Raw genomic sequence first — 24,325 nt, 5'->3', positions numbered from 1 at the left:
GTAGGTCGGGAAACCGGCGCGAGGGTTCAAATCCCTCCTTCTGCGCCAGATAAAAGCACGTAACTACGTTGGTTACGTGCTTTTATTGTTTGTTTTGACCACACTTTAATTTTTCCCGCAGTAATTTAAGGAGGTGCAGAAGAATTTGCAGATCTCAAGCAGATTTACGCTTGCAGTCCACATTTTCATATGTATAGATAAATTCAAGGACGAATACAAGGTCACAAGCGATTTTCTGGCGGGCAGCACAAACGTAAACCCCGTTATTGTGAGAAAAATTCTCGGTCAGCTGAAATCGGCAGGGCTTGTGGATATTGCAAGAGGTTCGGGCGGAGCGTCAATTGCCAAGCCCCTTAACGAAATAAGCTTTCTTGATATTTACAAAGCAGTAGAATGTGTCGGCAGCGGCGAGCTGTTTCATTTTCACGAAAATCCCAATGAAAAATGTCCTGTCGGAAGCAATATCCATTCTGTGCTTGACGATAAGCTTGCACAGGTTCAGACCGCAATGGAAAATGAACTTGCATCTATTACGCTTGAAGATGTAAAAAACGATCTGGATAAAATACTTGATATATAAACGGCTGTGAAAAATTACCAAATTCACAGCCGAATTTTTTATAAAAAAGTTCGTTGTAACTATTGACATTACAACAAGAAGGCTGTATAATATAGTTGTAACAAAGATAGTTACAACTATATTATCGGAGGTAATACAAATGACCAATTACAGCAAAATAACCGTATCAAACGAGGCTCGCACCGAACTTCACAGCGCCCTTTCCCTGACAGGAGCGGAAATAAGCATAAACACCCTTCCCGCAGGTGCAGGCGTACCCTTTGTCCACTCTCACAAAAGCAACGAAGAGATCTACGCTGTACTTTCAGGCAGGGGCACCGCAGTTATCGACGGGGAAAAGGTAGAGCTTTCAGCAGGTGACTGGCTCCGCATTTCTCCTTCGGCAAAAAGGCAGTTTTCCGCAGCCGAAGACTCCCCCATCAGCTACATATGCATTCAGGTAAAAGAAAATTCCCTTGAAGCATACACTCAGGACGACGCCGTAATAGAATGACAATTTATGTATGATACAATTCGCTCCCCGTCAGCCCGACAGGGAGCGAAGCTTTTATGTGAAAAAAGCGATCAGATAGAATAAACTCTTTCAGCCGTCAGAATATTAAATCCGCCCTCAGTAAGCGCCTCCAGAGCCTTGTCATTGTTCTCGACTCTGAGGATAGCGAAAGCGTCGTCACCGGACTTTTCAACGAAAGCGTACATATACTCAACGGAGATATTTGCCTTGTAAAGGCAGTCCACAGCCTCAGCCAGACCGCCGGGACGGTCGCCGATGCAAACGGCAATGACGTTTGTCACAGAAATGGTGACCTCAGCGTCTTTAAGCACCTGAGAAGCCTTGTCGGGGTCGTTCACTATAAGGCGGAGAATGCCGAAATCACGCGAATCTGCAACGGAAAATGCACGGATATCAATATCATTGTCCGCTAAAAGACGGGTAACAGCGCTGAGCTTGCCGGGCTTGTTCTCTACGAATACCGATAACTGCTTAACTAACATAATAACCTTCCTTTCTGCACATAAAAATGTACGTCAAAAATCAGTCGTGAAGCTTTCTCTTGTCGATAACTCTTACAGCCTTGCCTTCGCTTCTGGCAATGGTCTTGGGAGAAACAAGGTGAACCTTGGGGCTTATGCCGAGTATCTGCTTGATAGCCGCAGTAAGAGACTTTTCCTTGTCCTGAATGCCCTTAACGGTGTCTGTGAACTGCTCCTCGTTCATCTCAACGTAAACATCGAGAGTATCGCTGTTGTTAACTCTGTCGACCTCTATCTGATAGTTGGGAGCATAGCCCTGCTCGAGAAGAACGGTCTCTATCTGTGAGGGGAATACGTTAACGCCTCTGATAATGAGCATATCATCGCTTCTGCCCATAGGCTTTGTCATCTTGATAAGAGTTCTTCCGCAGGAGCACTTTTTGCGGCTGAGAACGCAGATATCACGAGTTCTGTATCTGAGAAGAGGGAATGCCTCCTTGGTAATGCTTGTGAATACCAGCTCGCCCTTCGAGCCCTCGGGAAGCACCTCGCCCGTGTCGGGGTCGATTATCTCGGCAATGAAGTTGTCCTCATTGATGTGCATACCCGACTGCTCGCAGCACTCAAATGCAACGCCCGGACCGCTTGTCTCGGTAAGACCGTAAATGTCATATGCCTTGATGCCGAGAGATTTCTCGATCTCCCGTCTCATTTCCTCAGTCCAGGGCTCAGCGCCGAAAATACCTGCCTTGAGCTTGATATCATCGGGAGTAAGACCCATTTCCTTGAGTGTCTCACCTATGTATGCGGCATAGGAAGGAGTACAGCAAAGGATAGTAGCATTAAGATCTCTCATAAACTGGATCTGTCTCTCTGTATTACCCGAGGACATGGGAAGAGTAAGACAGCCGACCTTGTGGGAACCGCCGTTAAGACCGGGACCTCCCGTAAACAGACCGTAGCCGTAAGCGACCTGACAAACATCGTCCTTAGTACCGCCTGCCGCAGTGATAGCTCTTGCACAGCAGTCCTCCCAGAGGTCGACATCGTGCTGAGTGTAGAATGCAACTACACGTCTGCCCGTAGTACCGCTTGTGGACTGAATTCTTACGCACTCGGAAAGAGGCATTGCAAGCAGACCGTAGGGATAAGCGTCTCTCAGGTCAGCCTTAGTGAGGAAGGGCAGCTTGTGAAGATCGTCGGTGGACTTGATATCGTCGGGGGTAACGCCCTTCTCGTCCATCAGCTTCTTGTAGTAAGGCACATTTTCATAAACGTGCTTCACCTGAGCCACAAGACGCTCGTCCTGCAGCTTTTTCATGTCCTCACGGGGCATACATTCGATTTCCTTGTTCCAATAATTTTCCAATTTAAAAACCTCCGTTTATTTATTTAATGCATATAAACTTGGACCCAATATGCAGATAAAATACATAACAAAAAAGTTATCCTGCATTTCTGCCAAGCTCAAAAGCCTTCTTATTAAGCTCCAAAAACTTAGGCGGAACGCACTGCTCAATAGCATTCTGCCAAAGCTGCTCCTCAAACTCTGTCTGAGCGGAAACCACGCCCATGAGCACAACATTTGAAGCCTTAGCATTGCCTGCCTGCTCCGCAAGACCGAGAGCGTCAACGGCAGTTACCTCCACACCCATTTCCTTTATCTTAGCAGCAATATCCTCGGGATACTGTGCCGCACCCGTAATAACGGGCATAGGATCAAGCTGCTGGGTAGAGGTAATGAGCTTGCCTCCCTTTTTGAGGTAAGGCAGCCACCTTGCAGACTCAAGCATCTCAAAGGAGATGATAACGTCCGCCTCGCCCTTTTCGATAACGGGAGAGCATACCTCGTCACCGTACTTTACATATGTAACGACCGAGCCGCCCCTCTGGGACATTCCGTGGACCTCGGACACCTTAACATCGAAGCCCTTTGCAAGCAGCACGTTTCCCAGAAGTCTTGAAGCGAGAAGCGAGCCCTGTCCACCGACTCCGACAATCATAATAGATCTTGTTTCCATAAAATAAGTCTCCTGATAAATTTATTGTTTTTTAAGTTTTCTGACACCCGGAATACCGCCAAGCACCGCAAAGAAATAACTGAGAGCAAGAGATAAAATAAAATGTCCCCTTGACTCAAAAATCACCAGCTCACGTTCAAAATTCATAAAACACTCTTTAAGGTCTGCAGAGCGTAGATATCCGAAGGTATACAGGTAATCGCTCAGCTGACAAGCAAAAACAAATCTTTCGCAGAGATAAATACCGGGTATCGCAACAACAGCGCATATCACAAGCATTGCCCTGATATTCAGCCTGCCGCTTTTTCCCATAAACCGATCGCAGACGATCATCTCTCCGAGAAACATAACAAAACCGCATACCGACGTAAGAATAACACCCAGCTTATGAAGAGCTGCCCACAGAAGCATTGCAGGTATCGCACCAAGCATTGCCCCAATGATAGCCTTGACGAATATCAGCAGGGGCGGCTTACAGGCAGCCTCGGCAGCTTCAGATATTTTCTCTTCTCTGTTATCCATTTGAGATGCTCCGTTATTTTTACTTAACAATAGCCTTAGGCTTGCAGACCTCGGTACAAATACCGCAGCCAACGCACTGAGTATGGTCTATAACGCACTTTCCGTTTCTTACGGAAATAGCGGGACAGCCAAGCTTTAAGCACATCTTGCAGCCAACGCACTTGCTCTCATCCACCTTGAGAGGAGCCTCGTGCTTTACGTATTTAAGAAGAGCGCAGGGACGGCGGGAAATGATGACCGAAGGCTCGGGAGCCGCAAGCTCCTCCTTGATGGCAGCCTCAGTCTGAGCCAGATCGTAGGGGTCAACCACAACCACTCTCTTTATGCCCACCGCATGGCAAAGCTCCTCAAGGTTAACAGCCGCCGCAGGGTCTCCCTTGAGATTTTTGCCCGTAGTGGGATTCTGCTGATGACCCGTCATACCCGTAATGGAGTTGTCGAGAATGATAACAGTGGAGTTTGTGGCATTGTATGCGATATTAACAAGTCCCGTAATACCGCTGTGCATGAATGTAGAATCGCCGATGACCGCAACGGCAGACTTCTCCGCACTCTCACCCCTTGCCTTGTTAAAGCCGTGAAGAGCGGAAACGGAAGCGCCCATGCAGATAGTAGTGTCCATAGCATTAAGAGGCGCGGAAGCACCCAGAGTGTAGCAGCCGATATCACCCGAAACAGTAACCTTGTTCTTTGACAGGCAGTAGAAAAGACCTCTGTGAGGACAGCCCGCACACATAACGGGAGGACGGACGGGAACATTCTCGGGGAATGTCATTACCTCGTTCTTGACCCCCAGAAGCTTCTCTGCCACCACAGCCTGAGAAAATTCGCCGATAAATCCGAAAAGCTCCTTGCCGATAACGTTCAGACCAAGCTTTTTGCAGTGAGTCTCAATGATATCGTCAAGCTCCTCAATAACGTAAACCGTCTTGTGACGTGCGCAGAAATCCTTGATAAGCTCTACAGGGAAGGGATTTACCATACCGAGCTTCAGGTAAGAAGCCTTGTCGCCCATAGCCTCCCTTGCGTACTGAAAGCATATGCCGCTTGTAATTATACCGATATCGGTGTTGTTTTCAATGACCCTGTTAAGAGGAGAGGTTTCCGCATATGTAGTAAGCTTTGCCGTGCGCTCCTCCACAACAACGTGTCTCGGGCGAGCATAGGCAGGCATCATAACATACTTCTGAGGACATTTAACGTAGTCCTTGAGGGGTCTTTCCTCCCTGTCAAAAAGCTCGACCGCAGACTGGGAATGAGCCACTCTTGTGCACATTCTCACAATAACGGGAGTGTCAAACTCCTCGGAGATGTCATACGCAGCCTTTACAAAATCCCTTACCTCTGCGGAATCCGAAGGCTCCAGCATAGGCACCTTTGCAGCAATGGCATAGTGACGAGAATCCTGCTCATTCTGAGAGGAATGCATACCTGGGTCGTCTGCGACCGCCAGCACCATTCCGCCGTTCACTCCCGAGTAGGAGAAGGTGAACAGGGGGTCTGCGGCAACATTAAGACCCACGTGCTTCATTCCGCAGAATGAGCGTGCGCCTGCAATAGAAGCGCCTATGGCAGTCTCTGCGGCAACCTTTTCGTTGGGCGCCCACTCTGCATAGATATCATCGTATTTTGCGGCGTATTCGGTGATCTCGGTGGAGGGAGTTCCGGGGTAGCTTGATACTACCGTAACACCCGCCTCGTAAAGACCTCTGGCAAACGCCTCGTTTCCAAGCATAAGCTTTTTCATCAGATAAATTCCTTTCGTGCTGTAAATGTTGATATAAACCGAACATATTCGTTTATTATAAAAGCGAATAGTCAAATTTACTATAATTATATCACGTTTGGGGAATTATTTCAATACAATTTGGCGAATTTTTTCAAATAATTTGCCTGTCCGGCAGATTTTCAGCCAAACAGGCACGGTAAATTATGTATTTTCGCCGCCAAGCAGTTTTTTTATTTCCGCCGAAACGGGGTCATCCTCACAGGGAATAAGGCTTTGAGCTATTCTGTCAATAATAAAAAAGCTGTCACCATCAATATAGTATTCATTAAATCCATAGTATAAAACCCCGTCAGTCTTCCCAAGCTGAGCGGAATCGTTATGCTTTTCAAGAACGGTGTAATATCCCCTGCCCTCCCGTAAAATATAGTAATTTATCTCAACGCTTCCCACAGAGCCGAATAAAACAGACCGCACTCTGAGAAGCGTACCCTTTTCATCAGTAAATCTCGTAAGCTCGCCGCCCTCCGACGAGGCTCCGAAAATATCCTCAGAGCTTACGGAAACAGTATTTTCATCGGAATTGAGCATAATAAGGCTGCTCATGCAGTTGCCGATATCCTCCTCTGCCCGGGCAAAATCATCGGAAGGCACATTTTCATTCCGAGCAGTCTCAGGGACCGTCCCACTCTCCCCATCGCTTTCAGCTGCGCCTGCACAGGCAGAAAGGCTGAGAGCCGTTATCAGAGATAAAACCGTGAATAACTTTTTTAACTTCATCATATCCGCTCCCCATAAAATTTTCTTCATTATACCACAGCCCGCAAACCGCCGTCAATCCCCATCGGTAATAAAAAATATCTTTAAATGTAATAATTGACTTATGGGAAAAAATATGTTAGAATGGAAACAGTATCATTTTCGGAAGGATTGATAAAAATGCAGTCAATTACAAAAAAGCTGACGGAAATAGTATCGGCAGCCTTTGAAAAATGCGGCTACGACCCTAAAATGGGCGTTGTGACCGCCTCGGACAGACTTGACCTCTGTCAGTTCCAGTGCAACGGCGCTTTTGCGGGAGCAAAAATATACCATAAGGCTCCCTTTATGATAGCCGAGGACGTGGCAGCAGTCCTCAGAGAGGAGAGCATTTTCAGCAAGGCTGAGGTGGTAAAGCCCGGCTTTTTAAATCTCACTCTCACAGATAAGTGTATGCTTGACATCGCCGCATCTATCGACAGCGACCCCTTCTGCGGCGTTCCCCAGGCTGAAAAGCCCGAGACCATCGTAATAGACTACGGCGGACCCAACGTGGCAAAGCCCCTCCATATCGGTCATCTCCGCTCCGCAATTATCGGCGAGGCTCTGAAAAGGCTTGCCCGCGCCTGCGGAAACAAGGTCTGCGGAGATGTTCACCTTGGCGACTGGGGACTCCAGATAGGTCTCGTTATCACCGAGCTTGCAGAGAGATACCCAAATGAAAGGTGCTTTGCGGAGGACTTTGACCCCGATAAGGACAGCGTTCCCGTTCTTGACGCCGAAATGCTCTGCGAGGTATACCCCACCGCCAGCAAAAAGAGCAAGAATGACGAGGTATTCAAGGACAAGGCTCACACCGCCACCTTTGAGCTTCAGAGCGGCAGACCCGGCTATATCGCCCTCTGGAAGGAAATTCTCCGTGTATCAATAGCAGACCTGAAGGATAACTACAGCAAGCTGGGCGTGGATTTTGACTACTGGTACGGCGAGAGCGACGCCGACAAATATATCCCCGAGCTTATGAAGATACTCGAGGACAAGAAGCTGTCCTACGAAAGCGACGGCGCCCTTGTGGTGGACGTTGCCAAGGAGGACGACAAGGCTCCCATGCCCCCCGTTATCGTCCGCAAGTCGGATAATTCCAGCATCTACGCCACCACCGACCTTGCCACCATCATTCAGCGAAACAAGGATTTTGCCCCCGACAAAATATGGTACGTGGTTGATAACCGTCAGGAGCTTCATTTTACACAGGTGTTCCGCTGCGCAAGGCGTGCAGAGCTTGTTCCCGAAGCGACCGAGCTTGAATTTTTAGGCTTCGGCACAATGAACGGCAGCGACGGAAAGCCTTATAAAACCCGTGACGGCGGAGTAATGCGCCTTTCCGACCTTATAAACACCGTTACGGACGCATCTCTCGACCGTCTCAAGGGCTCCGAGCTTGTTTCCGAGGAGGACAGGGAGGACTATGCCCGCAAGCTGGGAATGGCGGCTATCAAGTTCGGCGACCTTATAAACCACCGCTCCAAGGACTACATTTTCGACCTTGACAAATTTATGTCCGCCGAGGGAAAAACGGGAATTTACCTGCTCTACACCGTTTCCCGCATAAACTCCATCATGAAAAAGGCAGGAGACGCAAAAGCGGAGCTTACGGGAATTTACACCGACAGCGAGCGTGAGCTTATCCTGAAAATGCTTATGACAGGCGATGTTTTCGACAGGGCAATGAGCGAGAAGGCGCCCAACTACATCTGCGAGAACGCATATCAGCTGGCAGTTTCCTTCTCGGGCTTCTACCACGAGAACCACATCATAAACGAGCCCGACGAGAAGAAAAAATCAAGCTGGCTCGCCCTTGCGGCTCTCACCCGTAAAATGATAATCAAGCACCTTGATATTCTGGGCATTGAGACTGTGGAAAATATGTAATGCTTCAAAAGGAGCCGTTCCTTTAGGGTAGTACCGATAAAGAAGTAATTATCTGTACCGTGCCGCACACTTTGTGCGCTTCGCATTTTAACCAACGAAGCGGCAAAGGGACACCCTATTGGGACAGCTCCTTTTTCTGTTCATTTTTCCGATTTTATAATACATTTTTCACCCAAAACCGTTGACATATTTTCCGAAATATGTTAAAATGAATAAGTTATAATGCTTTAAGTATGCTCAAATGCAGTCAGTCCTGCCGAACGCAGGGTTTTACGCAATACCCTTCGGAAACGGTCTCAGGGACACCCCCTCTGCGGCTCACTTCAAATGAGATATTTCAGAGCAGAAAAATTCTGACGATCTATATGCCCGAGTCGGGCTTCGTCCTGTGCATTCAGGACATTTAACGAAAGGAAAGATCATAAAAATGCTTCTCAACGGTTCACAGATAATTCTCGAATGTCTCCTTGAACAGGGAGTTGACACAGTTTTCGGATATCCCGGAGGCGCAGTGCTCAATATTTACGACGCACTTTACGATTACAGCGACAGGATAACCCATATCCTCACATCTCATGAGCAGAACGCCGGTCACGCCGCAGACGGCTATTCCCGCACCACAGGCAAAACGGGCGTTGTTATCGCGACCTCGGGACCGGGCGCAACAAACCTTGTTACCGCCATTGCCACCGCTAATATGGACAGTATCCCTATGGTAGCCATCACAGGAAACGTAGGCACAAGTCTCTTAGGTCTCGACTCCTTCCAGGAGGTAGACATCACAGGCATCACAATACCCATCACCAAGCACAACTATATCGTAAAGGACGTTAAAGACCTTGCGGATATAATCAGAGAAGCCTTCTTTATCGCAAACGACGGCAGAAAGGGTCCCGTTCTCATCGATATCCCCAAGGACATCACCGCAGCAAAGTGCGAATATGAGCCTAAGCCATTGCAGGGTCACAGCTCAAGCGTTAAGGACAGCGAGATAGAAGAGGCTGTAAGCGTTATCGCTTCCGCAGAGAAGCCCTTCATTTTCGCAGGCGGCGGCGTTGTGCTCGCAAATGCGGAAGCACAGCTTGCAGAGTTTGCAGACCTTATCGACGCTCCCGTAAGCCTTTCCCTTATGGGTATGGCTTCCTTTGACAACGAAAGCCCCAGATACACGGGTATGCTCGGTATGCACGGCACAAAGACATCTGCTCAGGCGCTTATTAACAGCGATGTTATCGTTGTTTTAGGTTCAAGATTTTCCGACCGCGTTACCTGCAACACCACCTCATTCTGCAATAACATCAAGAATGCAAAGATAGTACATATCGAAATTGACCCTGCCGAGTTTGACAAGAACGTCCCCGCAGACGTTCACGTTCAGGGCGATGTAAAGCTCGTCCTCACCGAGATAATAAAGAAGCTGAAGGAAAAGCAGGAGATAAAGCACCCCGAATGGATGGCACAGATAGCCGAGTGGAAGAAAGCCTATCCTTTAAAGCAGGTTGGCATGAACGAGGAGTCCGTTCTTCCCCAGTACGTGCTTGAGACTCTCGCGGACATCACAAACAGGGACGCAATAATCACCACCGAGGTAGGACAGCACCAGATGTGGGCTGCCGAGTATTTCCCCTTCAAAAATCCCAAGAGCCTTGCCACATCGGGCGGTCTCGGAACAATGGGCTACGGTCTGGGCGCAGCTATCGGCGCAAAGGTGGGCAACCCCGACAAGACCGTTGTAAACATAGCAGGCGACGGAAGCTTCTATATGAATATGACCGAGCTTTCCACCCTGGCAAAGTACCGGATGCCCGTTATCGAGCTTGTTTTCAACAACACCGTTCTGGGAATGGTAAGACAGTGGCAGAGACTTTTCTACAACTGCCATTTCTCTCAGACCACCCTTGAAAAGCCCACCGATTTTGAAATGCTTGCAAAGGCTTTCGGCATTGAAGCCGTTACCATCACAAAGAAGAGCGAGGTCAGGGAGAAGCTCCTGTACGCTGTTTCCTGCGGCAAGCCCGTTCTAATAAACTGCATTATCGACAAGGACGTAAACGTTCTGCCTATGGTCCCCGCAGGAGCCTCCGTTGCAGAGCCTATCCTTGAAATTGCCGTTGACTGCTGATCAGCGTGTCGCTGAAGCCGCCTCGTTAGAAAGATAGAAATGATCTTTTCGATTTGTGGCTCGGTAACGTATGTATTGAAGTCAAATCCTGTAATATGTTTTTTCTACAGACTGACGCCCCGTTTACATTTGCAGACGGGGCGGTTTTGTAGAGAAAGGGGAACTTTTATGGCTGAGGACAGAAATGATTTTCTTGCTATGGTCTCAAAAATAATAAACGAAAAGGTTAGCGAATTTACCGCCGCTCACCCCGACACACCCATATATTCACAGGCGGATAAGGATAAAATGGCTGAGGGTGCGGCAGATATCATCTCCAAATTTGTTTCCGTTCCGAGCGATAACGCTTCACCTGCCAAAAACGCGAAAGAGGAACGCAGCGAAGCCGTTTCAAGGGATATTATGCCTATTATCGAAAGGGTAAAAAAAGAACTGCCGCCCAGACCCTGCATTAAGCTCACCCCCTCCGAGGGCGAAAATATCGACATATTTGAAAGCAAGGTGGGCGGAATGCCCTATTTTCCCAAGGGGCTACCGTATCCCAAGGGACTTAGCGGAGCCTGCGAAAACAGTCCCCTGAGATTTCTTGCACAGCTGAATTTTGACCGCCTGCCAAAGCTTGAGGGCTTTCCCGGGAAGGGTATGCTCCAGTTTTTCTGCGCCGATGACAATGACGAATGTGTGTACGGTATGAATTACGATGAGCCCTTTTCTCAGAACGGTTTCAGAGTGATATATCACGAAAATATCATCACCGACAGGGAAATGCTCTGCACCTCCGAAGATATTCCCGCCCCCGACCCTGACGGCTGTTTTCCCGTAACAGGCGAATTTCTGCTGCCCCCCTCCGAAACTATGCCCTGCAATGCGGATATCAATGACTGCCGCTTTGAAGACAAGCTTTTCTCGTATTGCTCCGAGGAATGCGGCGAAAGGATAAATACGATATACAAGCTAAAAAAACACGGATATGACACCGAAAGGCTCTATGAAAATGAATACGAAAAGCATAATTCCCGAATAGGCGGCTACCCCTTATTCACTCAGAGCGACCCACGTGATGCGGACTGCACCGACTGCGACACCCTTCTTTTTCAACTTGACAGCTTTTCCATCCGTGGAAGCAATTCTGAAATTATGTGGGGAGATATGGGCATCGCCAATTTCTTTATATCAAAGGACGAACTTGCAAGGTGTGATTTTTCAAAGGTAATGTTTAACTGGGACTGCGGATAAAAAATTTGCGGCTGTGCTTTTTTAGGTACAGCCGCATTATTCGTCCCGCAAATCCGAACATATATACCGATTTAAGATTTATATTGACAAATCCCCATAAAAAGTGGTATAATAATTATAATTATTGTTACTACACACAGACAGAAAGGAAAAAGCTATGTTCGTAGATAAAGCGGTCATAAAGATAAAGGCGGGAGACGGCGGAGACGGCGCAGTTTCCTTTCACCGTGAAAAATACGTTGCAGCAGGCGGTCCCGACGGCGGAGACGGCGGCAAGGGCGGCAATATCGTCTTTGCGGTGGACGACAGCCTTTCCACACTTATCGATTTCAGATACAAAAGAAAATTCGCAGCCGAGCGCGGTCAGAACGGCTCCTCAAGGAACTGCACGGGCAGAAATGCTCCTGACCTTGTTATCAAGGTGCCCAGAGGTACCGTTGTAAGAGACGCCGCCACGGGCAGAGTTATGGCGGATATGTCCTCCGACGAGCCGAAGGTGCTTGCAAAGGGCGGCAAGGGCGGCAAGGGAAATGCCCGATTTGCCACCCCCACCCGTCAGATACCCAAATTCTCAAAGCCCGGCTTCATGGGCGAGGAATTTGAAGTTAGCCTTGAGCTGAAGCTCCTTGCGGACGTGGGTCTGGTGGGATTTCCAAATGTGGGCAAATCCACCCTTATTTCGGTGGTTTCCGCAGCCAAGCCAAAGATAGCTAATTACCACTTCACCACCCTCACCCCCGTTCTGGGCGTTGTGAAGATAAGCGAGGGACATTCCTTTGTAATGGCGGATATCCCGGGTCTTATCGAGGGAGCCTCCGAGGGCGTGGGGCTGGGTCACGAGTTTCTCCGCCACGTTGACAGGTGCAGGCTCATTATCCACGTGGTTGACGTTTCGGGCAGCGAGGGCAGAGACCCCCGGGAGGATTTTGAGATAATAAACAGAGAGCTTAAAAATTTCTCGGAAGATCTTGCCGAGCGTCCTCAGATAATTGCCGCAAACAAGTGCGATATGGCTGCTCCCGAGCAAATTGCAGAGTTCAGGGAGTTTGCCGAAAGCAAGGGACTTCCCGTTTACGAAATATCCGCCGCTACCACGCAGGGAACGGCAGAGCTTATAAACGCCGCATACAAGGAGCTTGAAAAGCTCCCTCCCATCAGGGAATATGAGGTGGAGGCACCCACTCCCGCCGAGCTGGACGAGCAGGCAGGCATGGGCGAGCGCTTCGAGATAACCCGCGGAGACGACGCAGTATTCTACGTTACCGCCCCCTGGCTTGAGCATATCATGCGCACCGTTGATATGGAGGACTACGCTTCTCTCCAGTATTTCCAGCGAGTTCTCAGAAACACGGGCATTATCGACAAGCTTGAAGAAATGGGCATCGAAGAGGGCGACACCGTTAACATTTTCGGATTTGAGTTTGATTTTGTATTCTGATTTGGGAGAGATAAACTTATGAGTATTATTGACAAGCTTTTCGGAAAGAAAAAGCCTTCCCTTGAGGACGATATCCATTCCGCCTGCGAATGGGTGGTAAATGCTTTGAATGTCTCCGGCTATAATGCGGATTATTCGCTTGAAAGTATGAAGGAGATCGACCGCTTCTTTGATGAGCAAAGCGGTGAAGGCGGCATAATTTCACGAAACAGAGGGCAGATAATCTTTGCCGTTTCAAGCTACATCGGCGAAACCGTTATCCGTCTGTACGGCGGAAAATGGGGCGGCAGCGATGAAATAAATATGTCTGTTGAGCTTAGCAACGGCACCATCATTTTCCCGACCCAAAGGGCAATGAAAAGATATCAGAACGGTTCCGAGGACAGCATTTATGCATATGTATATGTACTCGGAAATCCTGCGGAGTCTCACATATAATGTGATACGAAAGGACGGTCTTACTTATAGAAAAACGTGAGGTCAATCAGTACAGCCCTCTGACCCTTGCCTTTCTCGGAGACGCGGTCTACAGCCAGCTTGTCAGGGAGAAGCTGGTGCTGGGGGCGAATATGCCTGTCAAGAAGCTCCACCCCGCTTCGGTGGAAAGGGTAAGGGCAAATTATCAGGCGAGAGCGGCGGCGCTTATCGAGCCGCTTCTAACCGAGGACGAGGCGGCGGTGATGAAACGGGGCAGAAACGCTTCATGCAGTGCGGCAAGCGTTCCGAAAAGCTCAGACCCGGCGGAATATCACAGGGCAACGTCGCTTGAGTGCCTTTTCGGCTATCTTCATCTGCTGGGGTGCCATGACAGGATAAGAGAGCTTTTTGAATATATCTGGGAGAATACGGAGGTGAGTCCTGTTGCTGATGCTCGAAAACATTAACATGATCGACTGCGGTATGACCAACTGCTACGTTATAAGGGGCAGAAAGGGCGATATCCTTGTGGATACGGGCAGGGAGGAATACCGCGACCATATCGAGACATGGCTGTTAAACTACAATATCACCCTTATTATCCTCACCCACGGTCACGCCGACCATATCCAGAACGCCGCATATTTCTCAAAGCTTTACAATGCGCCCATTATGATAAGCCCCTACGATATGCGCCTTGCAAGGGACAACGGCTGCCGCCCCTATTACATAACAAATCCTATCGGCAGGCTGCTGAAAAATCAGATGGAAATGAATATGCATATCCGAATGAACCGCTTCGACCCTGCCATATACGCCGAGGAGGGCATGGACCTTGAGCCCTACGGCATTGACGGGGTGATAATAGATCTTGAGGGGCATACCAAAGGCTCCATAGGCATACTCTGCAAAAGCTCTGTGGGGTACGACCTTTACGCAGGCGACGCAATAATGAACACTCCCCTGCCCATGTTCCCCATGATAAGCGAAAGTCCCAAGAAGGCAAGAGAAGCTATCGAGCGGATAATAACCCTCGCACCCGACCGTATCCTCTGCGGTCACGGAGACCCCATAATCTGCGGTCACAGACCATACAAGCTTTTTATTGACAGATTTTAGGAAACCGGGCTTATTAAGCTTAATAATCCGGCAAAGACGGAACACAAAATTATATTTTAAGGAGAATTTACTATGTCAGGTCATTCAAAATGGAACAACATCAAGAGAAAAAAGGAAGCCACCGACGGTGCAAAGGCTAAGATCTTCACCAAGATAGGCAGAGAGATCGCCGTATGCGTTAAGGAAGGCGGCGGAGACCCCAACAACAACTCCAAGCTCAGAGACCTTATCGCCAAGGCAAAGTCCAACAACGTTCCCAATGATAATATCGACAGAATTATCAAGAAGGCAATGGGCGACGGCGACAAGACCAACTACGAATCCAACGTTTACGAGGGCTACGGTCCCTGCGGCGTTGCGGTAATAGTTGAGACCCTTACCGACAACAAGAACCGCACCGCAGGCGATATCCGTCACTATTTCGACAAGTTCGGCGGAAATCTCGGCACCACAGGCTGCGTTTCCTTTATGTTCAGCGAAAAAGGCATTGTTATCGTTGAGAACACAGGTCTTGACGAGGACAAGGTAATGGAGGATATTTTCGACTGCGGCGCTGCCGACTTCACAATGGACGAGGACGAGATCGAGATCGAGACCGAGCCTAACGAGGTAGGCGCTGTAAGAGAGGCTCTCACCGCAAAGGGCTACAATGTTCTTTCCGCAGAGGCTATGCAGATCCCTTCTACCTACACCACCCTCACCGACGAGGACGCTATCAGAAAGATGAACCTTCTCCTTGAGCATCTTGAGGACAACGACGACGTTCAGAATGTTTACCACAACTGGGATATGCCCGAGAGCGAGGACGAGGAATAATAAAAATCGGGGCTGTTGCAGCACATTGCAGCAGCCCCGATTTTTATTTATTTTTCCCATTATCATCAAGGATATGCCTGCGGTACGCATAAGCCGCCTGCTCGGTCTTGTTGTCGCCGAATTTGTAGTACACCCTGTCCTTTATGGGGTCGGGAAGATACTGCTGAGGAACATAATGATTTGGATAATCGTGGGGATAGAGATAATGCTGACCCTTGATATCCGCGTCGGTGCTGTCGCAGTGCTTGTTCTGGAGATGCCGTGGCGGAGTGCCGCATTCCTTTGTGCGGACGTCCTCCAAAGCTGCGTCAATAGCCGCCTCCGCCGAATTTGACTTGGGAGATGTGGCAAGGAGGATAATCGCTTCGGCAAGGGGTATCCGCGCCTCGGGAAGTCCCAGCTGCAGTGCGCTGTCAACGCACGCCTTTGTCACCGCCGCCGCCATGGGATAGGCAAGACCTATATCCTCAGAAGCGATAACAAGCAGTCTGCGACAGAGGGAAATTATGTCCCCTGCTTCGATAAGACGTGCGGCATAGTGGAGGGCGGCGTTTTCGTCGCTGCCCCGAATGGATTTCTGCAGGGAGGACAAAATGTCGTAATGCTCGTCACCGTCACGGTCATAGCGGTTATTGCTGCGCTGGGTAAGGGCTCTGGCTTCATCTAAGGTGACAATAGCTTCTGTGCCGTTGTTCTCCGCTCCCAGAAAGCAAAGCTCACACACGCTGACGGACTTCCTGACATCTCCCCCGCAGCCCCTTGCAATATGCTCGCAGACGCCCTTTTCCGCCTTTATCTTCACCCCCGACTCCTCGGAAAGCACACGAAAGGCTCTCTCCACCGCAGGGATAACGTCCTGGGCGGTAACGGGCTTGAACTCGAAAACCGCGCTTCGGCTGAGAATGGCGTTGTACACGTAAAAATAGGGATTTTCGGTGGTGGAGGCAATGAGAGTTATCTGCCCGTTCTCGATATATTCAAGAAGAGACTGCTGCTGCTTTTTGTTAAGGTACTGTATCTCGTCCAGGTAGAGCAGAACGCCGTTCATTCCGTCGATGGTGCAGGTGTCGGCGATCACGTCCTTGATATCGGCTATGCCTGCGGAGGTGCCGTTTAATTTATGGAGCTTCATTCCCGAGTTTTCCGCGATTATACGGGCAACAGTGGTCTTGCCCACACCCGAGGGTCCGTAAAATATCATATTTGGGATATTTCCCCCGTCGATTATCCGTCTGAGATATCTGCCTTTGTCCAGCAGATGCCGCTGTCCCACTACTTCATCAAGAGTTTTCGGGCGTATCCTGTCCGCAAGGGGTGAGGGCATTTTTTTCATTCCTTTCCAAGTATAGGTTCAATGTTATATTTTGATTATGTATTAAGTATCAAAAAAATAATTATCCATATAATGAAAGCTATCAAAACTATTAGTAATGCTCCCTTGTTGCCAATACTTATCGGAGCCTGCTTTTTTTCCTGTTCAAGCATCATTATTCTGATTTTCTGCGGATGTGCAGGATCACTTTGATCTTCACGCAATATTTTATATCCACAGCCGCAGCGACTGCAAGAAAACGTGTCCGAATCTTTATCAGCCTCAAAACAATTACCGCACTTTGGGCATTTTATTGTAATTCTGTTCATATTACAAGTCCTCCCTTACAATAATGCCTTCTGCAATGTATAAATTTCGGGAAGTCATTCGGCAATTTTAAAGAATAAATCATAAATGGGGGCAGGAGACCGCCGCCTCCTGCCCCCGAAAGTCAAACTAAAACTTATTCGTAAAGAGGGAACTTCTTGCAGATCTCGGTAACGCCTGCGCGGATAGCGTCGGCGCTGTTCTCGAAATCGGTAGCGCAGAGGTAGATGTACTCTGCGATCTTTTCCATTTCCTCTACGCCGAGACCTCTTGTGGTAACGGCAGGTGTACCTATTCTTACGCCGCTTGTAACGAAAGGCTTTTCGGGATCGTTATGTATCGCATTCTTGTTAACGGTGATGTAAACCTCGTCAAGACGGTTCTCAAGCTCCTTGCCTGTGATGTGGAAGGGACGGAGGTCAACAAGCATAAGGTGATTGTCGGTGCCGCCCGAAACAAGGTTGAAGCCTCTGTCAAGAAGTCCCTTTGCAAGAGCCTGAGCATTCTCAACAATGCGTCTGCCGTAGTCCTTGAACTCGGGCTTGAGAGCCTCGCCGAAGCAGACGGCCTTGCCTGCGATAATGTGCATGAGAGGACCGCCCTGAGTGCCGGGGAAGATAGCGGAGTTGATCTTCTTGGCAAGAGCCTCATCATTTGTGAGGATAAGACCGCCTCTGGGACCTCTCAGAGTCTTGTGAGTGGTGGTTGTAACGATATCTGCATAGGGAACGGGAGACTGGTGCATACCTGCGGCAACAAGTCCTGCGATATGAGCCATATCAACCATAAGATATGCGCCTACGGACTTAGCGATCTGAGAAAGCTTCTCAAAGTCGATAGCTCTGGGATATGCGGATGCGCCTGCAACGATAAGCTTAGGTCTGTGCTCCTCTGCAAGCTTTTGAACGGTGTCATAGTTTATCATCTCTGTTTCATCGTCAAGACCGTAGGAAACAAAGTTGAAGTATTTGCCCGAAATATTAACGGGAGAGCCGTGGGTAAGATGTCCGCCGTCTGCAAGGCTCATTCCGAGAACGGTGTCGCCGGGCTGGAGGAGAGCCACATAAACTGCGGTGTTTGCCTGTGCGCCCGAGTGGGGCTGAACGTTTGCGAAGTTTGCGCCGAAAAGCTTCTTTGCTCTTTCGATGGCGATGGTCTCAACGATGTCAACGTCCTGACAGCCGCCGTAGTATCTCTTTCCGGGATAGCCCTCAGCGTACTTGTTGGTGAGAACGCTGCCCATAGCCGCCATTACTGCGGGGGAAACGATATTCTCGCTGGCGATAAGCTCAAGGTTTCTCTTCTGGCGTGCAAGCTCCTTGCCCATAGCTTCGCCCACCTCGGGATCGACCTGATTAACATAGCCAATGGTGTCAATGATATCCTTGTACATTTTTTTATGCTCCTTTTTTTCAAAATAAACGGTAATTTTATTATACTATATTTTTCGGGGAATTTCAAGGGGTTTTGAAATTTTTGCAGGGAGTTGCTTTTTTTAACATCTTTCAGATATTTATTGATAAATCAAATGAATTTTTTGTTAAAAAATTGCCAAAAAATATCCCGTGAGGAACAGCAAAATTCCCCTCGGGATATATTTTACTCAAAAACCGTTTCTATGACCCTGTCGGACAGGGAGGAAGTATACCGCCACCTGTCAATGTGTGTGACCTCGGGAGGAATGAAATACTCGGGGGGCGAGGGGGGCGCGTCCGAATCGAAAACGTCCACTATAATGAGCTTTACCTTCATTTTTTCGGGTATCAGCGCCTTTATGTACACCCCTGCATACTGCCCCGCCTTCACCCCCGGCTTTGGCTCCGCAAGCCCTGCAAGGTTGGGTGCAAGCTCCACGAATATGCCGTAGTCCTCCACCGAGCGGACTATTCCCGAGACTGTTTCTCCGCAGGAAAATCGGGCGGCATTTTCGTCCCATGTGCCAAGCAGCTCCTTGTGGGTGAGCCATATCCTGCTGCCGTTTATCCCCTTGACGGCTGCCCTTATGAACTGCCCAACGGAAAATCTGTCCGAGGGGTGGGATATCCTTGAGACGGACATTGAATCTATGGGAATAAGCGAGGGCAGTCCGCAGCCGATATCCACAAATGCGCCGAACTGCTCGAGATGAGTTACTCTTGCGGGAATGATATCCCCCGTTCTGAGCCTGCTTACGTATTTTTCGAGACATTCCTCCTGTGCCGCTCTCCGCGAAAGCTCTGCCACCACCGCTCCGTCCTTCATCTCCGCCTTTATCACCTTGAAAGCTACGGGCTTGTTTACCTTTGTTATCAGGGCGATATCCCTTGTGGAGCCGTCCTCAATGCCCACCGCTCCCTCGTTTCTGGGAATTATCCCACGTCCGCAGGGCAGCTCTACAATGAGATCGTGGCTGCTGTCGCACACCGCCGCTCTTGCTTCAAGTATGGCTCCGCTCTCCGCCGCTGCTTCAAGTGTCTCAAGACTCCTGAGCTTTGCTTTGTTTTCGGGAGTATTTATAAGAGCGCCCTCGGGATAATACTTTGTCATTTTTAAAACCTTCCTTTCCGATTTGCAAATTGAATACAGTTAATTCTATGCAGAGACAGTCGGATAAATAACCGCTCCGAAGGTCGGATTTTCTGAATAACCCCGCCCCTTTCAGGCAATAATTTTATTGACAAAATACGGGAAAGAGGGAGCATTTTGGAAAAGGTGAACAGACGGCTGCTTGCCGCCGCGGGAATTACGGGCTTTACAGGCATTTTTCTGCTGTGGCGGCTTATGGTCATAAACATAAACAGCGATGTGTATATGAAATACGATATGTCCGCTCCCAGAGAGGTGACGGTGGTAAGCTCATACGGGGAGATATTTGACAGAAACGGCATACGGCTTGTGAACAGGAGCGAGGAGTACATTGCGGTGATAAATCCCGAGACTGCCGACAAAAAGGAGCTTGAGGGACATATTACCGACATGGAGAAATATGAGGACTGCATTGACGGGGACGCTCTTTTTCTCTGCGGCGTGGACACAAGGGCGCTGAAAAGCGTTACGGTGATCCCTGTTTCCAGGCGTTACGATGACGACTGCCTCTGCGCTCATATTATCGGGTACACAGGAGACGGGCATGGGGTCTGCGGTCTTGAGCAGGCATACGACTCGGTACTCAGAGAGCCGAAAAGCTCGGTCACACTAAGCTACAGCGTGGACGCAAGGGGCGATCTGCTTGAGGGCGAGGGCATTGATATGCGCTGGGTCACAAGCTTTAAAACGGGCATATGCACATCTATCGACTACGCCGTTCAGCGTGCGGCAGAGGCGGCTATGAAGGACGTGGACAAGGGTGCCGCCATTGTTATGGATATTTCTACGGGTGAGCTGTGCGCTGTTGTAAGCAAGCCGTCCTTTGACCCATCTCACCCGGAAAACAGCCTTGAGTCCGAGGACTCCCCTTTTATAAACAGGGCTTTTTCCGCTTACAGCGTGGGGTCTGTCTTCAAGCTTGTGACCGCGGGGGCGGCGCTTGAATACGGCATTTCCGAGGAGTATGCCTATGACTGCACGGGCAGCATTACGGTCAGACAGGACGAGTTCGGCTGTCACAGATTCGGCGGTCACGGCAGAATGGATATGAGAACGGCAATGGTGGAGTCCTGCAATCCCTATTTTATTTGTCTGGGTCAGGACCTGCCTGCGGAGTATTTCCACGATTTTGCGGCAGGGCTGGGCTTCGGAGAGGGAAAATATTTTGCCCCTGGGATAACCTCAGCAAAGGGAAATCTTCCAAGCACGGGCGAGCTCCTTGTTCCCGAGGAGAGGGCGAATTTCTCCTTCGGTCAGGGAAAGCTCACCGCCACTCCCTTACAGATAACCATGCTCACCGCAGCTATTGCAAACGGGGGCGAATGTCCCTCGCCCGTGCTGATAAACGGTGTTACCGACAGACGGAGCGACCGCGCTGTTTCGGCGGAGATAAAGAACTTTTCACGGGTTATGAAAAAGTCCACCGCCGACAAGCTGAAGGATTTTATGATATCCACCATGTACAAGGCAAATTCGGCGGCTATACCCGAATTTACAACGGGCGGAGGCAAGACCTCCACAGCCCAGACCTGGGTATATGACGAGTACGGAAATGAAAAGCTCAACTGCTGGTTTACGGGATTTTTTCCTGCGGACGAGCCCAGATATGCGGTGACGGTGATGATCGAGGAGGGCGTTTCGGGAAATCTTACCTGCGGTCCTGTTTTCAAAAGCATTGCGGACGCTGTGGTAATGAACAGATACAAATAAACCGTTTTTTTCGGGTGCTTGACTTTTTTTTCACGGAGGTGTATAATGTAATTTGGTATTATAGCGCCCCTCGGGACGTATCTGAAAGGAATGAAAGATAAATGGAGCTTAACGGTCTTTCGGAAAGAGCGAAAAAGCTTATTGAGTCCTGCGGCTACGGCAAGCAGCGTTTTATGTCGGAGGACTCCTTAGATGAATGCTTTGCATTTTTTGAGGAGGAGGGCTATCGGCTCTTTGACACCGCAAGGGATATCATAAACGATTTTTATATGCTCTCCATCGGCAAGCACGGACAGTTCGACAACGGTCAGTTCGTCATTACCGAAAACGGGGACATCGAGAACAAGATGGTGGTCTATCCCGAAAATATTTACGAGGCGGCTCACCTTTTCAAGCAGCTTTCCGAGGGAATGAACGACTATATTATCCCGCTGGGGCTTATTAACGACGACTTTATCGCTATCGGTGAGAGCGGCAGGATCTACATCATTGCTGATGATGTTTTTATTGCGGGAGAAAACTGGGCAGAGTTCCTTAATAATTTTGCCGATAACTTTTCATCACTTTCTAATAAATAAAATTTCAAAAGGTCTTGTAAAAATCAGACGAATGTGATATAATTACTCTGTATTATCAAATGAAACGAGGATGATAGACCCTTATGGCAGAGCTTATTTACAACGAACAGGGCAGACTGCTCTTTACAGAGGAAATGCGCAGGGAATACACTATTCTCATTCCCAATATGCTTCCCATACATTTCAGACTGCTTGAAAGAATTTTCAACAATCACGGATACAGAATGAAGCTGCTCACCACTACGGGCAGACGTATCGTGGACGAGGGTCTGCGCTACGTTCACAACGACACCTGCTATCCTGCCCTGCTGTGCATAGGTCAGTTTATCGACGCTCTTAAATCGGGTCAGTATGACGTGAACAAGACCGCGCTTATGATGATACAGTCGGGCGGCGGCTGCCGAGCTTCCAATTATATCCACCTTATCAGAAAGGCTCTGAAAAAGTGCGGCATGGAGCAGGTCCCCGTTATTTCCCTGAACCTTGCAAGCCTTGAAAAGAACCCCGGCTTCCATCTGACACCCGCACTTCTTGCCGACCTTATCACCGCTGTATGCTACGCCGACCTCATTATGCTCATATCCAATCAGGTGCGCCCCTATGAGAACAACAAGGGCGACTGCGACAGGCTCATCGACAAGTGGGTGGACAAGCTGGTGGAGATAAACTTTAACTTCGGCGCTTTCGACAAGGTGTCTAAGGAGATAGTTGAGGATTTCGGAAAGATACCATACACCCCCGACCCCGACAAGATAAAGGTTGGCGTTGTGGGCGAGATATTCATCAAATACTCCCCTCTCGGCAACAACGAGCTTCAGAAATTCCTGGAGTCCGAGGGCTGCGAGGTATACTGCCCCGGTCTTATCGACTTCCTTATTTTTATGGGCGACCATCACGTGGTGGAGACTGAGCTTTATCACGTTAAATACAAAAAATACATCGCCTCCACCGCTGTCAAGGGCTTCTTTAAGATGATGCAGAACAAGATAATCAAGGCGGTCAAGGGCACCAGATTTTTCGGTCCCACTCCCTTTGAGGAGGCTAAAAAGGACGTTGAGCCCTTCATCTCCCCCGCAAACAAAATGGGCGAGGGCTGGCTCCTGACCGCTGAGATGGTGGATATGATCCATATGGGCATTAACAATATCGTATGCGCTCAGCCCTTCGGCTGTCTGCCCAATCACATCATCGGCAAGGGCATGATACGTAAGCTGAGAGAGACCTTCCCTCAGTCCAACATCGTTCCCATTGACTATGACCCCGGTGCAACGAGAGTTAATCAGGAGAACAGAATAAAGCTTATGCTGTCAACCGCAAAGCAGCAGATGGCTGATAATAACAAGCAGTAAGGAGATATGGCTATGGCGCTCAGAGGTATCGAGCATTTCAGGGCAAATATGTTCAGCCGCTCGGGAAACAGCACTTCTAATCAGCTTGCTTCCCTGCTGAACCGTTCATCCGTCAACTCTAAAATGCTGAAAAAGGCTTACTCAAAGCTCAGCGAGAAAACGGGCAAGACCTATCTCAACAGGACGGACATCTCGGAAAATCCCATATCCAAATATTACCAGAGCGGTTCGCTGACCGAAACGGAAAATGCGGCTAAGCTTAAAGAAAACGCTCAGGCTATGAGTCTTTCCGCTGTGACTTTGATGGGGGCTGAGGATATGTCCCCCGAAAAGCTTACAGAAGAGGTCAAGGGCTTTGTGAACAGCTACAACGGCGCTGTGGGCGCTCTTAAAAATACAACGAGCTATGCCGCAAAGCTTACGGGCGACAGTATGACGGGCATTACCCGTTCCTTTGAGAGCGCTCTTTCAAAGGCGGGCATTACCGCAAACGAGGACGGCACTCTTTCGGTGGACGAAAAGGCTCTCTCGGAAAATGCGGAGCAGGCAAAGACCCTTTTTAAGGGCAGCTATTCCTATGGCGCAAAGATGGCTAAGAAGGGCTCGGAGCTTCAGAATTTAGCTCAGCTGTCCGGCGTTTCTGCGGCAGGGATATACAACAGATACGGTATTTTCGGCGGTAACTCGGAGGTCTGAGTTACCGTTTTTTTGAATTTGGGCATCTTTTTTAGTACATATGTATCATATCAACAATTATTCCTATGGGATTTTGGGCATCTATACGAAATTTGGTCAATTCAGCACTTTTGTTTCGGTTGGGT

24 protein-coding genes are annotated in these 24,325 nt (G+C 49.1%); 14 read left to right on the top strand and 10 right to left on the bottom strand.

All coding sequences use genetic code 11. The annotated features are described in order from the left end of the window. The first annotated feature begins 145 nt into the window (after nucleotides 1-145). A complete protein-coding gene (locus ACI4J0_RS07030) occupies nucleotides 146-580 on the top strand; it encodes an Rrf2 family transcriptional regulator (RefSeq protein ID WP_439765100.1) in 435 nt (144 codons plus the stop codon). A 139-nt stretch (nucleotides 581-719) separates the two neighbouring features. Continuing rightward, on the top strand, nucleotides 720-1,073 hold the full coding sequence (locus ACI4J0_RS07025; RefSeq protein ID WP_439765099.1) for a cupin domain-containing protein: 354 nt from the start codon (nucleotides 720-722) through the stop codon (nucleotides 1,071-1,073). 71 nt (nucleotides 1,074-1,144) lie between these two features. Here the strand turns inward: ACI4J0_RS07025 and ACI4J0_RS07020 are convergent, their stop codons facing one another. The 6 genes from ACI4J0_RS07020 to ACI4J0_RS06995 form a co-directional block, all read right to left on the bottom strand. Continuing rightward, nucleotides 1,145-1,576 carry an ACT domain-containing protein gene (locus ACI4J0_RS07020; RefSeq protein ID WP_439765098.1) on the bottom strand — a complete coding sequence of 144 codons (432 nt, stop codon included), beginning with the start codon at nucleotides 1,574-1,576 and terminating at the stop codon, nucleotides 1,145-1,147. 40 nt (nucleotides 1,577-1,616) lie between these two features. Then, complete coding sequence (locus ACI4J0_RS07015) at nucleotides 1,617-2,924, bottom strand: phenylacetate--CoA ligase family protein (RefSeq protein WP_439765097.1); 1,308 nt, start codon at nucleotides 2,922-2,924, stop codon at nucleotides 1,617-1,619. Between the two features lie 76 nt (nucleotides 2,925-3,000). Continuing rightward, the gene (locus ACI4J0_RS07010) at nucleotides 3,001-3,576 is read right to left on the bottom strand and encodes an indolepyruvate oxidoreductase subunit beta (protein ID WP_439765096.1); all 576 of its coding nucleotides are present in this window, start codon (nucleotides 3,574-3,576) and stop codon (nucleotides 3,001-3,003) included. 21 nt (nucleotides 3,577-3,597) lie between these two features. Beyond that, nucleotides 3,598-4,098, bottom strand: coding sequence for a hypothetical protein (locus ACI4J0_RS07005; protein WP_439765095.1), 501 nt, complete (start codon nucleotides 4,096-4,098; stop codon nucleotides 3,598-3,600). A 19-nt stretch (nucleotides 4,099-4,117) separates the two neighbouring features. Continuing rightward, a complete protein-coding gene (gene iorA / locus ACI4J0_RS07000; protein ID WP_439765094.1) occupies nucleotides 4,118-5,845 on the bottom strand; it encodes an indolepyruvate ferredoxin oxidoreductase subunit alpha in 1,728 nt (575 codons plus the stop codon). Between the two features lie 183 nt (nucleotides 5,846-6,028). Beyond that, nucleotides 6,029-6,607: a hypothetical protein gene (locus ACI4J0_RS06995; RefSeq protein WP_439765093.1), complete on the bottom strand. Its 579-nt coding sequence runs from the start codon at nucleotides 6,605-6,607 to the stop codon at nucleotides 6,029-6,031. A 156-nt stretch (nucleotides 6,608-6,763) separates the two neighbouring features. Here ACI4J0_RS06995 and argS point away from each other — a divergent pair, with 156 nt between their 5' ends. From argS to ACI4J0_RS06955, 8 genes are all read left to right on the top strand, one after another. Continuing rightward, the gene (argS, locus tag ACI4J0_RS06990; RefSeq protein WP_439765092.1) at nucleotides 6,764-8,515 is read left to right on the top strand and encodes an arginine--tRNA ligase; all 1,752 of its coding nucleotides are present in this window, start codon (nucleotides 6,764-6,766) and stop codon (nucleotides 8,513-8,515) included. Nucleotides 8,516-8,942: 427 nt separating this feature from the next. Beyond that, nucleotides 8,943-10,637 carry a biosynthetic-type acetolactate synthase large subunit gene (ilvB, locus tag ACI4J0_RS06985; protein WP_439765091.1) on the top strand — a complete coding sequence of 565 codons (1,695 nt, stop codon included), beginning with the start codon at nucleotides 8,943-8,945 and terminating at the stop codon, nucleotides 10,635-10,637. Between the two features lie 168 nt (nucleotides 10,638-10,805). After that, the gene (locus ACI4J0_RS06980; protein WP_439765090.1) at nucleotides 10,806-11,873 is read left to right on the top strand and encodes a YwqG family protein; all 1,068 of its coding nucleotides are present in this window, start codon (nucleotides 10,806-10,808) and stop codon (nucleotides 11,871-11,873) included. 157 nt (nucleotides 11,874-12,030) lie between these two features. Then, nucleotides 12,031-13,311 (top strand): GTPase ObgE, encoded by a 1,281-nt coding sequence (gene obgE / locus ACI4J0_RS06975; protein WP_439765089.1) that lies wholly within the window; start codon nucleotides 12,031-12,033, stop codon nucleotides 13,309-13,311. An 18-nt stretch (nucleotides 13,312-13,329) separates the two neighbouring features. Continuing rightward, entirely contained in the window at nucleotides 13,330-13,749 is a 420-nt protein-coding gene (locus tag ACI4J0_RS06970; RefSeq protein ID WP_439765088.1) for a hypothetical protein, read from the top strand. 26 nt (nucleotides 13,750-13,775) lie between these two features. Further along, complete coding sequence (locus tag ACI4J0_RS06965) at nucleotides 13,776-14,195, top strand: Mini-ribonuclease 3 (RefSeq protein WP_439765105.1); 420 nt, start codon at nucleotides 13,776-13,778, stop codon at nucleotides 14,193-14,195. Then, nucleotides 14,179-14,847: an MBL fold metallo-hydrolase gene (locus ACI4J0_RS06960; RefSeq protein WP_439765104.1), complete on the top strand. Its 669-nt coding sequence runs from the start codon at nucleotides 14,179-14,181 to the stop codon at nucleotides 14,845-14,847. The genes ACI4J0_RS06965 and ACI4J0_RS06960 overlap by 17 nt, the downstream gene beginning before the upstream one ends. Before the next feature lie 72 nt (nucleotides 14,848-14,919). Further along, nucleotides 14,920-15,663, top strand: a complete 744-nt coding sequence (locus ACI4J0_RS06955; RefSeq protein WP_439765087.1) for a YebC/PmpR family DNA-binding transcriptional regulator — start codon at nucleotides 14,920-14,922, stop codon at nucleotides 15,661-15,663. Nucleotides 15,664-15,706: 43 nt separating this feature from the next. Here the strand turns inward: ACI4J0_RS06955 and ACI4J0_RS06950 are convergent, their stop codons facing one another. The 4 genes from ACI4J0_RS06950 to ACI4J0_RS06935 all read right to left on the bottom strand — a co-directional run bounded on the left by ACI4J0_RS06950 (nucleotide 15,707) and on the right by ACI4J0_RS06935 (nucleotide 19,828). Further along, a complete protein-coding gene (locus tag ACI4J0_RS06950) occupies nucleotides 15,707-16,987 on the bottom strand; it encodes a replication-associated recombination protein A (protein WP_439765103.1) in 1,281 nt (426 codons plus the stop codon). Between the two features lie 44 nt (nucleotides 16,988-17,031). Further along, nucleotides 17,032-17,304, bottom strand: a complete 273-nt coding sequence (locus tag ACI4J0_RS06945; RefSeq protein WP_439765086.1) for a hypothetical protein — start codon at nucleotides 17,302-17,304, stop codon at nucleotides 17,032-17,034. A 134-nt stretch (nucleotides 17,305-17,438) separates the two neighbouring features. Next, entirely contained in the window at nucleotides 17,439-18,695 is a 1,257-nt protein-coding gene (gene glyA / locus ACI4J0_RS06940) for a serine hydroxymethyltransferase (protein ID WP_439765085.1), read from the bottom strand. Between the two features lie 206 nt (nucleotides 18,696-18,901). Beyond that, entirely contained in the window at nucleotides 18,902-19,828 is a 927-nt protein-coding gene (locus ACI4J0_RS06935; protein ID WP_439765084.1) for a S1 RNA-binding domain-containing protein, read from the bottom strand. 165 nt (nucleotides 19,829-19,993) lie between these two features. On the opposite strand from ACI4J0_RS06935, the gene ACI4J0_RS06930 reads away from it, so the two are divergent. The 4 genes from ACI4J0_RS06930 (at nucleotide 19,994) to ACI4J0_RS06915 (ending at nucleotide 24,200) form a co-directional block, all read left to right on the top strand. After that, nucleotides 19,994-21,577 carry a peptidoglycan D,D-transpeptidase FtsI family protein gene (locus tag ACI4J0_RS06930; protein ID WP_439765102.1) on the top strand — a complete coding sequence of 528 codons (1,584 nt, stop codon included), beginning with the start codon at nucleotides 19,994-19,996 and terminating at the stop codon, nucleotides 21,575-21,577. A 101-nt stretch (nucleotides 21,578-21,678) separates the two neighbouring features. Further along, a complete protein-coding gene (locus tag ACI4J0_RS06925; RefSeq protein WP_439765083.1) occupies nucleotides 21,679-22,155 on the top strand; it encodes an SUKH-3 domain-containing protein in 477 nt (158 codons plus the stop codon). An 83-nt stretch (nucleotides 22,156-22,238) separates the two neighbouring features. After that, on the top strand, nucleotides 22,239-23,504 hold the full coding sequence (locus tag ACI4J0_RS06920) for a 2-hydroxyglutaryl-CoA dehydratase (RefSeq protein ID WP_439765082.1): 1,266 nt from the start codon (nucleotides 22,239-22,241) through the stop codon (nucleotides 23,502-23,504). 12 nt (nucleotides 23,505-23,516) lie between these two features. Further along, the gene (locus ACI4J0_RS06915; RefSeq protein WP_439765081.1) at nucleotides 23,517-24,200 is read left to right on the top strand and encodes a hypothetical protein; all 684 of its coding nucleotides are present in this window, start codon (nucleotides 23,517-23,519) and stop codon (nucleotides 24,198-24,200) included. Nucleotides 24,201-24,325 lie beyond the last annotated feature (125 nt).

Origin of the sequence: Huintestinicola sp. (genome assembly GCF_051882455.1) — a bacterium.
Classification (GTDB): Bacteria; Bacillota; Clostridia; order Oscillospirales; family Ruminococcaceae; genus Huintestinicola.
The sequence above is the reverse complement of the archived record's forward strand: the minus strand, read 5'-3'. Positions and strand labels throughout refer to the sequence as shown.